Below are 12,678 nucleotides of genomic sequence, written 5' to 3'. Positions count from 1 at the left end.
CTTCACCGGCTCAGCAGCCGGGGCGAACGACGGGCCCGTCCACGAACTGCACCGCGCCCTCCACCCGCGGCACCCGGATCGCCACGACCGGGCTCGTGATCACCGTGGCGGTCCCACAGCCGGGCCCGGGCGCGGACTCCTGCACCGTCGCGCGCAGGCCATCGCCGACCGCCGTCACCGCGGAGAACGTCACCGTGTAGCCGCCCGAGGGGCGCTGCCCGATCGCTGCCACGAGGACCATCTCTCGGGAGAAGTCCACGGCCGGCAGCGGCGGGAGCTCGCTCACGGGACCGTGGATGGTCGCCCACGCCTCCGCCCAGGTCGGCTCGTCGCGCACCACGAGCCGGCTCGGCCCGGTGAACGCGCTGTAGGGAGACGAGAGCTCCGTGGCCTGCGGCAGCACGATCCCGGAAGGCTGCTGGTCGGGGCCGGAGGCAGCTCCGCCGCAGGCGGCGAGGAGCGCGAGGGTGACGGCGAGTGCGGACGATCGGACCATGGTCTTCCTCCGGGGAGCCGCCCGGGCGCGGGCGTGACAATTCACCAATAGAGCATATCGCCTGCTCGCTCGCCAGCCCCCGCGCGGACCGGGCCCGCTTCGATTATCCTTCCGGCCCCCATGTCGACGTCCGACCCACTCCTCGAGGGCCTGAACGACGCCCAGCGCGAGGCCGTGCTCCACGGCGAGGGACCGCTCCTCGTCCTCGCCGGGGCGGGCAGCGGCAAGACGCGCGTCATCGTCCACCGCATCGCCCGGCTCGTCCGCGACGAGCGGGTGATGCCCTGGCACATCCTCGCCGTCACCTTCACGAACAAGGCGGCGGGCGAGATGCGGGAGCGGCTCGAGCGCCTGCTCGGCGTCCAGGCGAACGAGCTGTGGGTGCAGACCTTCCACGCCTTCGGGGCCCGCTTCCTCCGGCGCGAGGCGGCGCGCGCCGGGCTGCCGCCGTCCTTCGCGATCTACGACGACGACGACCAGATCCGGCTCGTGAAGCGGATCTTCCAGGAGCTGCGCGTCGAGGACGGCGAGCCGCTCACCGCGCGCCAGGCGCTCTCGCGCATCGACCGCTGGAAGAACGCGGCGCTGCGTCCGGACGAGGCCGTCGTCGGCGAGTACGACGTCGAGGGACAGCTCGCGCGCGAGGTCTACGGCCGCTTCGAGGCAGCGCTCGCGCGCGCCGGGGCGGTGGACTTCGGCGACCTGCTCCTCCGCCCGGTGCGGCTCCTGGAGGAGGACGCGGCGGTGCGGCGCGCCTGGTCGGGCCGCTTCCGCCACCTGCTCGTGGACGAGTTCCAGGACACGAACGCCGCCCAGTACCGGCTCCTGAAGCTCCTCACGAACGAGAAGCGGAACGTGTGCGTGGTGGGCGACGACGACCAGGCGATCTACCGCTGGCGCGGCGCGGACGTGACGAACATCCTCGAGTTCGACCAGGGCTTCCCCGGCGCGCGCGTCGTGAAGCTCGAGCAGAACTACCGCTCCACGCGCACGGTCCTCGACGCCGCGCACGCGGTGATCTCGAAGGCGCGGCGGCGGCGCGACAAGCGGCTCTGGACCGAGAGCGGCGCGGGCGAGCCGCTCGCCCTCGTCGTCGGGCAGGACGAGCACGACGAGGCGGAGCGCATCGCGCGCGCGGTGCAGACGGAGCGCGCCCGCGGCACGGCCGGCGAGGAGATCGCCGTCCTCTACCGCACGAACGCGCAGTCGCGCCCGATCGAGGCGGCCCTGCGCGCGGCGCGCGTGCCGTACGTGATCGTCCGCGGCACGAGCTTCTACGAGCGCGCCGAGGTGCGGGACGCGGCCGCCTACCTGCGCCTCGCCCTCTCGCCCCGGAGCGACCTCGACCTCGAGCGGGTGGTGAACCGTCCGCCGCGGGGCATCGGCGAGAAGACCGTCGAGCGGCTCCGCGCTCACGCCCAGGCGCGCGGGATCTCGCTCTTCGACGCCATCGCCGACCGCGAGGCGGTCCTGGAGCTCAAGCCCGCCGCCCGCCGCGCCCTCGCCGAGTTCCACGCGCTCGTCGAGGGCCTCGTCGCGGACGTCCCCGCGCTCGACGCCGGGATCGCCGTGCAGGAGGCGCTGAAGCGCTCCGGGCTCCTCGCGCGTCTCGAGGAGGAGCACACCGACGAGGCGGTCGAGCGGGCCGAGAACCTCGTCGAGCTCGTCGCCGCCGCGCGCGAGTTCGACGAGTCGCTCATCGGCGAGCCGCCGCCCCGCGATCCGGACGAGGTGCGGCCCCCGCCGCTCGCGCGCTTCCTCGAGCAGATCGCGCTCCTCGGCGAGGCGGACGCCGAGACGCCGGAGGGGCGCGTCTCGCTCATGACGCTGCACGCCGCGAAGGGGCTCGAGTTCGAGGCGGTGTTCCTCGCCGGCCTCGAGGACGGCACGCTCCCCTACGAGCGTCCCTGGTCCGACGCGGGCCCGGCCGAGCGCGAGGCAGCGGAGGACGAGGAGCGGCGGCTCTGCTACGTGGGCATGACGCGGGCGAAGAAGCGGCTCACCCTCTCGCTCGCGCGCCGCCGCATCGGCTACGGCGAGGGCGGCCCCTCCTACCGGTCGATGGAGCCGTCGCGCTTCCTCGCGGACCTGCCGCCTGAGCTGTTCGGGCTCGCGCCCAGGCTCGCGCCGTCCGCCGCGCCCGCCGCGCGCGGTCCGATCATCCGCCGCCCGCCGGGCTCGCTCCCGGGCGAGCCGCACATCGAGCTCGAGGACGACGGCCCCCGCGAGACGCCGCCGCCTCGCCGCGCGGCGCCGCTTCACCAGGGGCCGGTCGTCGACTACTCCTTCGACCAGCGGGCGGAGGCCGGGGGCGCGCTCGCGCCCGGAACGCGCGTCGCGCACGCCTCGCTGGGCGAGGGGACGGTGCTCGCCTGCGAGGGGGCGGGCGCGGGCGCGAAGGTGACCGTCGTCTTCGACGAGGTGGGCCAGAAGCGCGTCCTCGCCCGCTTCCTCTCGCCCGGCTAGTTGGCGGTTCCCGGCGTGCGCGCGACGTCTCCGAACGTCTCGGTGCCGTCGCTCGTCCGGCCATAGGCGCTGCCGCTCGCGCGCGGGCCGAAGTAGACGAGGTCGTACGGAGCGTGCACGGCGGCCGGGGGGAACACGCCGAGCTCGCCGCCCGACGTGGAGAGGACGAAGGGCAGGTGCGGCGGCTCCGCGGCGGGACCCGGAGGCGCCCAGGGCGTCCCGTCCGCGACGAGCACGAGGTGGCCGTGCGCGGGCAGGACCGTCCCCGCCGGCAGCGCATACTTCGCGGGGACGCGCAGATCGTCCGTGACCTGCGCGCCCGAGAGGTCGAGGTCCGTGCTGCCGCGGTTGTAGAGCTCGACGTACCCCGCCTCGGCGTCGCCGGGGATCCCGATCTCGTTCACGACGAGCGGACCCGAGCCGTGCGCGCGCAGCGCCGGCAGGCGCTGGAGGAGGATCTCCCGGCGATCGTGGACGAACCTCACGAGCCGGGCGGGCTCGGTCTCCGCGCACGTCGCGTCCACGAACGGATCCTGGACGATCTCCGGGCCGACGACCGCCCAGAGCGCCTCGAGGTACGGGCCGACGCGCTCCGGCGTGAAGACGCCCTGGAGGGCGGAGTCGAGCTTGGCGAGCAGGCGCGCGCGCAGGGCGGGGTGATCCCAGATGCGCGTCGCGAGCACGCTCCAGGTCGGCCTCTGGCCCACGCGCTCGTTCACGCGCACGTCGTAGATCCGCCTCACGGCGTCGTCGTAGATCGAGAAGATCTGCGGCTCGCGCCAGACGCCGCCGAGGGGCGAGCTGGCAGGGAGGTCGCGGGACCAGTAGGGCTGCGCGTTGTTGAGGTCCCACGGCACGTAGGTCCACAGGTCGCCGTGCAGCTCGTGCACCCAGTACGCGCGCGCGTCCTCGAGGACGGTGTTCGCGATGAGCTCGTTCGCGGCGAGATTCCCGAGGTACGCGTCGAGGTCCATCACCTCGCCGAGCCTGCGCTCGAGGTCGGCGTCGTCCGTCCGGCTGATGACCTCGAGGAAGCGGTCGAGGTCGTCCCAGGGCACCGTCTCGTTGCGGGTCTTCGTGAAGTCGTTCTGGTACGACAGCTCGGCACGCGGCAGCTGCTTCATCTCGCAGTTTCGGTCGCCGCAGCGGTAGATGGAGGCGTCCGGCTCGTGGCCGTGGTGGACGAGGTACTCGCCCCCGACGCGCTCCATGTCGAGGAACACGCCGCGGTAGACGCCGTTCACGTACAGCTTCACGAAGCGGGCGTACGGGACCGGCAGGCCGAGGGCGCGGTAGAGGTCCACGGCGAGCCGCTCGACGAGCTTCGCCGCGTCGTCGTACTCCGCGAGCAGCGCGAAGCGATCCCGCCCCTCGAGCGCGTAGCCGCCGTCGAGGTCGATCCGCCAGCTCTTCTGCGGGCGCGTGCGGGCGGAGGCGCCGCGGTAGCGCACGAGCCCCATCGCCATCCGGCCGTCGAGCTTCACGGTCGCCGGGTACATGACGTCCCAGTACGGGTTCGCCTCCAGCAGGGCGAGGTCCTCGGCCGCGAGCGTGACGTCGAGGCGGCGGATGCGGAGCTCGGGCGAGGGGAGCTCGCCCGGCGCGCCGGCCGCGGGCCAGGACGGTCCGGAAGGGGGGAGCTCCTGGTAGGGAGGCGGCTCCTCGGGGGGAGGCGTGGGGCCGGGCTTCTCGACGGCCCCGGTGCAACCGAGCGCGAGGACGAACGCCACGAGCAGGGGGGCTTGCCTTTTCACCCGTAGAACGTGCGATCCAGGGGCGCAGATCCGGGAGCCGCCGGGCGGGGATCGCCACACCTCGGGGCGGCAGGCGACCGGGCAGGTCGTCGCCGTCGAGCCCCCGCCGGGCTTAAGCTTGGGTGATGACCGCGAACACCGGCCCCGCGGCGATTCCCGTGACCGACGAGCTGCTCCGGGCGCTGCCGAAGACCGACCTGCACTGCCACCTCGACGGCTCGCTGCGCCTCGGCACCCTGCTCGAGCTCGGGGAGGCGCAGGGCGTGCGCCTCCCGGCGGACACGCCCGAGGGGCTCGCCCGCGCGGTGCGGATGGGCGCGCAGTGCGAGTCGCTCGAGGAGTACCTCACCGCCTTCGACGTGACGCTCTCGGTGCTCCAGACCGAGGACGCGCTGCGGCGCGTGGCCCACGAGCTCGCGCTCGACTGCGCCGCGGAGAACGTGCGCTACCTCGAGGTGCGCTACTCGCCGGTCCTCCACACGAGGCAGGGGCTGAAGCCCACCGCGATCGTGGACGCGGTGCTCGACGGCCTGCGCGCGGCCAACCGCGAGACCGGCATCCGCTCGAACGTGATCATCTGCGGGATCCGCCACATCGACCCGCAGACCTCGGTGCGGCTCGCCGAGCTCGCCGTCGCCTACAAGGGCAAGGGGGTGGTCGGGTTCGACCTCGCCGGCGCGGAGGAGGGGCACCCGGCCCGGCGCCATCGCGAGGCGGTGCAGCTCATCCTCGACAACAACGTGAACGTGACGATCCACGCGGGCGAGGCGTTCGGCCCCGAGTCGATCGCCCAGGCGGTCCACACCTGCGGGGCCCACCGCATCGGCCACGGCGTGCGGCTGCGCGAGAACGGGGACCTCCTCAACTACCTGAACGACCACCGCATCCCGCTCGAGATGTGCCCGTCGTCGAACGTGCAGACGCGCTCGGTCGCGGACTACGAGAGCCACCCGCTCAAGTTCTACTTCGACTTCGGGCTCCGGGTGACCCTCAACACCGACAACCGGCTCATCACCGACACGAGCCTCACGAAGGAGCTGCGCCTCGCGCACGAGCGGATGGGCTTCACGCTCGAGGACCTCTGCACGCTCCTCGTGCAGGGGTTCAAGAGCGCGTTCCTGCCGTTCCGGGAGAAGGCGGAGCTGCTCCGCGACGTGAACGCCGAGATCGCGGCGGTGCTCGCGCGCTTCGCCGCGCCGGCGGCGGGCGGCCGCGCGGCGGAGGAGGCCGGGGCCGCGGTGACCGCCGCGGCCGCGGTGCGCTAGAGTCCGGGATGTGACCGCGCGCCTCCGCTACCGCTCCCCCATCGGCGTCCTCACCGTGGAGGCGACCGACGCGGGCGTGTTCGGCGTGACCTTCGGCGACCGCGGCGGCTCGCGGCCGGGGCCCTCCGTGTGCGCGCGCGGGCACCTCGACGCTGCGGGCGCCGCGCTCGACGCGTACTTCGCGGGCCGCCCGCCGGCGCTGCCCGCCCTGGATCTCCGCGGGACGCCGTTCCAGCGGGCGGTGTGGGACGCGCTGCTCGAGATCCCCTGGGGCGAGACCCGGAGCTACGGCGAGCTCGCGGCCCGCCTCGGCCGGCCCGGCGCGGCGCGCGCGGTGGGCGGCGCGAACCACGAGAACCCGGTGGCCTTGCTCGTGCCCTGCCATCGGGTGGTGCAGACGGGCGGGCGGCTCGGAGGCTACGCCGGAGGCCTCGACGTGAAGCGCTGGCTCCTCGCGCACGAGGCGGACCACGGGCCGCTCCTGCGGCTCGCTTGATGGCGCGCCTCCTCCCGTCTCGTCCGACCGGCTCGGTCCAGGAATTCGATTCACTGTCCCTGACGGGGCGACCGCGTCCGCGTCCTCGCTCGCGCGCCTGGCCTCGCGGTAGAGCGAGAATCATCCCGCGCGCTGCGCGGCCGCTTCCTTGCCCCGCCTCGCGCGGGTGCGTAGCCTCGAAGGGTTCGAAGAGCCTCCACGCGGAGTGACCCGATGGCGAAGCTTCTCGCGATGATCCTCGCCGGCGGCGAGGGCCGCCGGCTCGACCCGCTCACGCGGGAGCGGGCCAAGCCCGCCGTCCCCTTCGGCGGTCGCTACCGGATCATCGACTTCGTCCTGTCGAACTTCGCCAACTCGGGTGTCCTCAAGATGAAGGTGCTCGTGCAGTACAAGTCCGAGTCCCTGAACGCCCACATCCAGCGCGGCTGGCGGCTCACGGCGCTGCTCGACCAGTACGTGGAGATCGTCCCGGCGCAGATGCGCGTCGGCCCGAAGTGGTTCGAGGGCTCTGCCGACGCGATCTACCAGAACCTCAACATCATCACCGACGAGGAGCCCGAGTACACCTTCATCTTCGGCGCCGACAACATCTACCGGATGGACGTCCGGCAGATGCTGCAGTTCCACGAGGAGAAGCGCGCGGACCTCACCGTCGCCGCGATCCCGGTGCCGGTCCACGAGGCGAGCGAGTTCGGGATCATCGAGGTGGACGCCGACGGGCGGATGATCGGCTGGGTCGAGAAGCCGAAGAGCGACGTGAAGACGATGCCGGGGGATCCCACCCGCGCGCTCGCGTCGATGGGGAACTACCTCTTCACCACCGACGCGCTCGTGCAGGAGATCGTCCGCGACGCCGGCGATCCCAAGAGCGCGCACGACTTCGGCAAGTCCATCGTCGCCGCGATGTACGAGGGGAAGCGCGTCTTCGTCTACGACTTCGGGAAGAACGTGGTGCCGGGGCAGGGCGAGAAGGAGCGCGGCTACTGGCGCGACGTCGGCAGCCTCGACGCCTACTACCAGGCCAACATGGACCTCGTGGACGTGGACCCGTCCTTCTCGCTCTACAACGACCGCTGGCCCATCTTCACCGCGCAGCACAACTTCCCGCCCGTGAAGTTCGTCTTCAACAACGAGCAGGAGGGCCGCGTCGGCCACGCCACCGACTCGCTCGTGTCGGAGGGCTGCATCATCTCGGGCGGCCACGCCCACCACTGCATCCTCTCGCCCAAGGTGCGGATCAACAGCTACTCCACGGTCGAGGACTCGATCCTCTTCGAGAACGTGAACATCGGGCGCCACTGCCGGATCCGCCGCGCCATCGTCGACAAGCACGTCGAGATCCCGGCGAACACCACCATCGGCTACGACCCCGAGCAGGACCGCAAGCGCTTCCACGTCACCGAGAGCGGGATCGTGGTGATCCCGAAGGCGATGCGGATCGAGCCGGACCGCTGAAAGCGACCCGCCTCGGCGCTCCGCCTCTACCCGCGCACCATCCGCTCGGCCTTGTTGAAGGCGATCTGGAGATCGACCGGCTTCTCCATCACGTCGGAGGCGCCGAGCTCCACGAGCAGGTCGCGCATGTGCTGGTCGCCCCCGAGCGCGGAGACGACGAGCACCGGGATGGCCGCGGTGCGAGGGTCCGCCTTGAGCTGCCGGAGGACGTCGCGGCCGTCGAGCGTCGGCATGGCGACGTCGAGCAGGATGACATCCGGCAGCTGCGCCAGGGCCGCGGCCAGGGTCTCGACGCCGTCGCGCGCGAACGAGACGGCGTGCCCCCGGTCGGTCGCATAGCTGCCGTACAGCTTCGCGAGCGCCGCGTCGTCCTCTGCGAGGAGGATCCTGAGCGGGGGCTGCGAAGGGGGCGTCATGCGGGAGCGAGCATACCCCCGCAGCGGGCGGGCGCAACCCTGGGGGGCGTACGATGGCTCGCCTGCCGGCGCCCGATCGGTCAGCGCGTCCAGTAGTACGTCCACTTCACGAGGAGGGTGTCGGTCGCCGGGCCCGAGCCGAGCGCGTGCGGCCGGAGCGTGGCGGGCAGTGCCCCCGCGCCGTCCCAGTCGAGCTCGCGCTGGGCGCGGGTGTAGACGAGGTAGAGGGTCGAGCCGAGCCGGTACTCCCAGCGCAGCACGGCGTTCAGGTTGAGCGCGCCCTCGCGGAAGTCGTTCTCGCTCGGCGGCGGCGCGTCGGCGGGCGAGAGCGAGGCGAGCGTCACCTTCCGGTCGCGCGCCGAGGCCTGGCGGAACCCGCGGAACTCGCCGAAGGACGTGAAGAGCTGCGCGTACCCCTGGAGCGTGAGGCGGGGGGTGACGACGACCTGCTGGCGCAGCGTGACGGACAGCGAGGGGGCGTCGAGACCGGCGAACCGGTAGACGCCGGCGGTGGGCTCGTCGACGTAGCGCGCCCCCCAGCGCGACGCCTCGTAGTCCACGTCGAGGCGGCTCTCGAGCCGCGCGTGCGGCCGCACCACGAGCTGGCCCTTCGTCCCCCAGTAGCCGACGGCCGCGAGCGGACCCGCCGCCGCCGTGCGGCCGGCACCGGCGTCGAGCTGGAGCGAGACCGGCCTCGAGGGGTCGAGCGCGACGTAGCACTCACCGTACGTGAACCCTGGCCGCTCGAGCGCGACGCCCGTCTCGGAGATCTCGCGCACGTCCCAGGAGGCGCCCTCCACGACGGCCGTGCAGCCCAGCCACTGGTACGTGCGGAGCTGGGCCTCTCCCCCGATCCAGAACTGCTTCGTTCGCGCGAGGCCGCGCCCGTCGGTGGTGCGATGTCCCTCCACGCCGGTGACGAGCGCGTAGGAGTGGAACGGGCCGCCGCCGGTGGGCCGGACGTAGCGCACGAGCGCGCGGCCGAGCTGCTCGTTCTGCGTCCGCTGGTAGCCGAGCGCGTTGACGTCGAGCTTCGGGGACTCGTACTCCCAGTGGGCCTCGAAGCGCCACGGCTCCCCGCCTGCGCGGCCGAGCGCCGCGTGGGCGCCGTAGCCGGGGTCGCCCACCTGGAGCACCGTCCCGTCCGCGAGCGTGCGCGACCGGGGCGCGACGGGCGCGCCGGGAGCCAGGCGCGACGGGGCGCCGCCGAGGGCCTGCGACCCGGTGGCCTGGCCGACGAGGAACCACTCGCCATCCGCCGAGCGGACGTTCCAGTCGAGCGCGGCGGCGTTGCCGCCGAGCACGTCGCAGCGCGCGGGGCGGCGCTCGCGCGGGTCCTCCGCCTCGTCGTCCTTCTCGGCGTCGGTGATGGAGCAGGCCGGGCCGAGGGGCAGGGCCGAGGTGAAGGTCGCGCCGAAGCTGCGCGAGGGGGCAGGCTGGTAGCGCGCGACGCCGGCGAGGAAGTTCCGCGGCGCCGGCGCGAGCTCCGGGAGCGAGGAGCGCGGGCCGAAGTGGAGGGGCTGCGCCGCCTCGAAGCGGAAGGAGCGGTCGGGCGTCGCCTCCGGAAGGCCCGCGCCCGCGCCGGTGACGAGCGCGTCGACGAGGCCGACCTGCAGCCTGTCGCTGGGCTTCCCGGTGAGCTTGGCGGCGCCGAGGATGGGCGCGTCGAGGCCGATGCGCCGCGAGTAGAAGAGCTGCTGCGGGGAGCGGCGCCCGGGGATCGCGGCCGGCTGGAAGAGATCCATCCCCTGCGTGAAGAAGGGGCGCTTCTCCGGGAAGAAGATCTCGAAGGTGGAGAGGTTCTGGATGATCTCGTCCGCCTCGACCTGCCCGAAGTCCGGGTTGAGCGTGCCCTGGAGCGCGAGGGCGCGGCCGAGCGACGCGCGCACGTCGAGCCCCACGTCGCCCACCGGATCGGCGTCGCGCGGGCTCGGCGCGTCGGAGACGCGCGGCCGGAAGGCGAGCCGCGCCGCGGTGTAGGGGGCGACCTCGAGCTCCTGCACCGGCACGAGCCCCTCGAGCCCCACGAGGCTGCCGAGCCGTGCGACCTGCCCGCGCGTGCCGCGCGGGATGAGCACGGAGAGGACCTGCTCATGGCGCCGCGCGATGACGCGCTTCACCCCGAACCCCCAGGTCTGGACCGGGGCGTTCGAGAAGCGCAGCGCGGCGAGCGGGATGCGCAGCTCGGCGCCCCAGCCGTCGGGGAGTGCTGCCGTCGCGCCGTCCCACACCGCGTCCCAGTCGTTCGTCGAGGAGTCGTCCTCGAAGAGGAGCGCGTCGGTCTGCACCCCGGCCGCGTTGATCTCGAAGACGTAGGCGGCGCGGTGGTCGTGCATCGAGTCGATGACCACCGTCACCGCGTCGGAGTAGGGCGCGCGATCGCGGCGCCCGAGCGGCCGGCGCACCTCGCCCGGGCTGCGGTCGTGCGCGACGATCCCGACGTACAGCGCGCGATCGTCGAAGAGGACGCGCACCTCGGTGCGCTCCGACGGCTCCGCGCCCTCGGCGGGGAAGCTCTGGACGAAGCCGTCGTAGAGGGGGGCGAGATCCCAGGCCGGATCCTCGAGCCGTCCGTCGAGGATGATCTCGCCGCTGCGGCGCGCGGCAGTGAGCGGCTCGCCCGGGGCGGCGGCGAGCGCGGGCAGGGCGAGCGTGGCCGAGAGGAGCGCGAGCGAGCGTCGGACCATCGGGGCTGGTGGGCGCAGGGCGGGGCGTTGGAGTCGGGGTCGAGGTCGGGACGGCGCGCTGCGCGGCGGGGGAAATCTCGCACGGCGGGCCGGCGGAAAGGAGGGCGCCCGCTGCGGAACGTGACGGCGGAGGGGGCGGAGCTTATAACGCGGCGCCATGACGCCGAGAATCGTCGCGACCGCGCTCGCCGTCGCGCTCCTCCCCGCCGTCCCCCGCGCGCAGGCTCCCGCCGCGGCGAGCCCGGCGGCGAGCGCGCCCGAGATCCCCTACACGCTCTTCCGGCTCGAGAACGGCCTCACCGTGATCCTCCACGAGGATCACACGACGCCGATCGTCGGCGTCCACGTCCAGTACGACGTCGGCTCGAAGAACGAGAAGGAGGGGCGCACCGGGTTCGCCCACCTCTTCGAGCACCTCATGTTCCAGGGGACGGAGCACCTGCCGAAGGGCGAGGCGGACCGCCTCCTCGACGCGGCGGGCGGGAGCGGCAACGGGTCCACCTCGCAGGACACGACGCAGTACTGGGAGCAGGTCCCCACGAGCGCGCTCGAGCAGATGCTGTTCGTCGAGGCGGACCGCATGGGGTTCCTCCTGCCCACGCTCACGCAGGACAAGCTCGACAACCAGCGCGACGTGGTGCGCAACGAGCGGCGCGAGAACTACGAGATGCAGCCGTACGGGCTGGCCTACGAGAAGATCCTCTCGAACCTCTTCAGCCCGGAGTTCCCCTACCACTGGATGCCGATCGGCTCCCACGAGGACCTCGAGGCGGCGACGCTCGGGGACGTGAAGGAGTTCTTCCAGCGCTGGTACGGCCCGGAGAACGCGGTGCTCGCCATCGCCGGCGACATCGACCCGGGGAAGACGCGCGCGCTCGTCCAGAAGTGGTTCGGGGGGATCCCCGGCAAGCAGAAGCCGGCGGCGGCCGCGCCCGCGCCGGCGCCCCTCACGGCAGAGAAGCGCGTGACCATGCAGGACCGGGTGCAGCTCCCCCGCCTCTACATGGCGTGGCAGACGCCGAAGGTCTTCGCCGACGGCGACGCGGCGCTCAGCGTCGCCGGGCAGGTGCTCTCGGAGGGGAAGAGCGCGCGGCTCGTGAAGCGGCTCGTGATGGACGAGCGGATCGCGCAGAGCGTCTCCGCGGGCCAGTCGCCGCAGGCGCTCGCGGGCATCTTCCTCGTCGTCGCGACGCCGAAGCCGGGGGTCCCGCTCGAGCGGCTCGAGAAGGAGATCGACGAGGAGGTCGCGCGGCTCGCCGCGGAGCCGCCGACCGCGGAGGAGCTGCAGCGCGCGAAGAACGTCATCGAGTCGGGCGCGATCTTCTCGCTCGAGCCGGTGGGCGGCTTCGGCGGCCGCGCCGCGACGCTCGCCGACTACTACCTGCGCGCCGGGGATCCGGGCTACCTCGCGAAGGACCTCGCCCGCTTCCGCGCCCTCACCGCCGCGGACGTCTCCGCCGCCACCCGTCGCTTCCTCCGCAAGGACGCGCGCGTCGTCCTCACCGTGACGCCGTCCGCGGGAGCACCGGAGATCCCGGCGCCGCAGCGCCCGCCCGCGGCCGCCCCACCCGCCGGCCCCGGCGCCCCCGCGCCGGCGCCCGGCCCGACGACCCCGCCGCCCCCTGCCGCCAGCCAGCCGACCC

The 12,678-nt window shown here is 73.4% G+C and carries 8 protein-coding genes and 1 pseudogene; 5 read left to right on the top strand and 4 right to left on the bottom strand.

All coding sequences use genetic code 11. The features are described from left to right. Positions 1-10: 10 nt before the first annotated feature. Positions 11-496 carry a protease complex subunit PrcB family protein gene (locus MNY62_RS16420; RefSeq protein ID WP_242345270.1) on the bottom strand — a complete coding sequence of 162 codons (486 nt, stop codon included), beginning with the start codon at positions 494-496 and terminating at the stop codon, positions 11-13. A gap of 120 nt (positions 497-616) precedes the next feature. On the opposite strand from MNY62_RS16420, the gene MNY62_RS16415 reads away from it, so the two are divergent. Beyond that, on the top strand, positions 617-2,962 hold the full coding sequence (locus MNY62_RS16415) for an ATP-dependent helicase (RefSeq protein ID WP_242345269.1): 2,346 nt from the start codon (positions 617-619) through the stop codon (positions 2,960-2,962). Here the strand turns inward: MNY62_RS16415 and MNY62_RS16410 are convergent. After that, positions 2,959-4,716, bottom strand: a complete 1,758-nt coding sequence (locus tag MNY62_RS16410; protein ID WP_242345268.1) for a CotH kinase family protein — start codon at positions 4,714-4,716, stop codon at positions 2,959-2,961. The genes MNY62_RS16415 and MNY62_RS16410 overlap by 4 nt on opposite strands. 125 nt (positions 4,717-4,841) lie before the next feature. Here MNY62_RS16410 and add point away from each other — a divergent pair, with 125 nt between their 5' ends. The 3 genes and pseudogenes from add to glgC form a co-directional block, all read left to right on the top strand. Continuing rightward, complete coding sequence (add, locus tag MNY62_RS16405) at positions 4,842-5,981, top strand: adenosine deaminase (RefSeq protein ID WP_242345267.1); 1,140 nt, start codon at positions 4,842-4,844, stop codon at positions 5,979-5,981. Positions 5,982-5,991: 10 nt separating this feature from the next. Next, a complete protein-coding gene (locus tag MNY62_RS16400) occupies positions 5,992-6,477 on the top strand; it encodes a methylated-DNA--[protein]-cysteine S-methyltransferase (protein ID WP_242345266.1) in 486 nt (161 codons plus the stop codon). A 210-nt stretch (positions 6,478-6,687) separates the two neighbouring features. Beyond that, positions 6,688-7,932 (top strand): annotated as a pseudogene (gene glgC, locus MNY62_RS16395) (glucose-1-phosphate adenylyltransferase); the annotation flags it as partial. A gap of 26 nt (positions 7,933-7,958) precedes the next feature. On the opposite strand, the gene MNY62_RS16390 reads toward glgC, so the two are convergent. Continuing rightward, a complete protein-coding gene (locus tag MNY62_RS16390) occupies positions 7,959-8,348 on the bottom strand; it encodes a response regulator transcription factor (RefSeq protein ID WP_242345264.1) in 390 nt (129 codons plus the stop codon). 80 nt (positions 8,349-8,428) lie between these two features. Beyond that, positions 8,429-11,035: a DUF5916 domain-containing protein gene (locus MNY62_RS16385; protein WP_242345263.1), complete on the bottom strand. Its 2,607-nt coding sequence runs from the start codon at positions 11,033-11,035 to the stop codon at positions 8,429-8,431. Between the two features lie 157 nt (positions 11,036-11,192). Here MNY62_RS16385 and MNY62_RS16380 point away from each other — a divergent pair. After that, on the top strand, positions 11,193-12,678 hold a 1,486-nt coding region (locus MNY62_RS16380; RefSeq protein ID WP_242345262.1), incomplete at its 3' end, for a M16 family metallopeptidase.

It is taken from the genome of Anaeromyxobacter terrae (genome assembly GCF_022690685.1).
Classification (GTDB): domain Bacteria; phylum Myxococcota; class Myxococcia; order Myxococcales; family Anaeromyxobacteraceae; genus Anaeromyxobacter; species Anaeromyxobacter terrae.
This window is presented reverse-complemented; position numbering and strand designations above follow the sequence as displayed.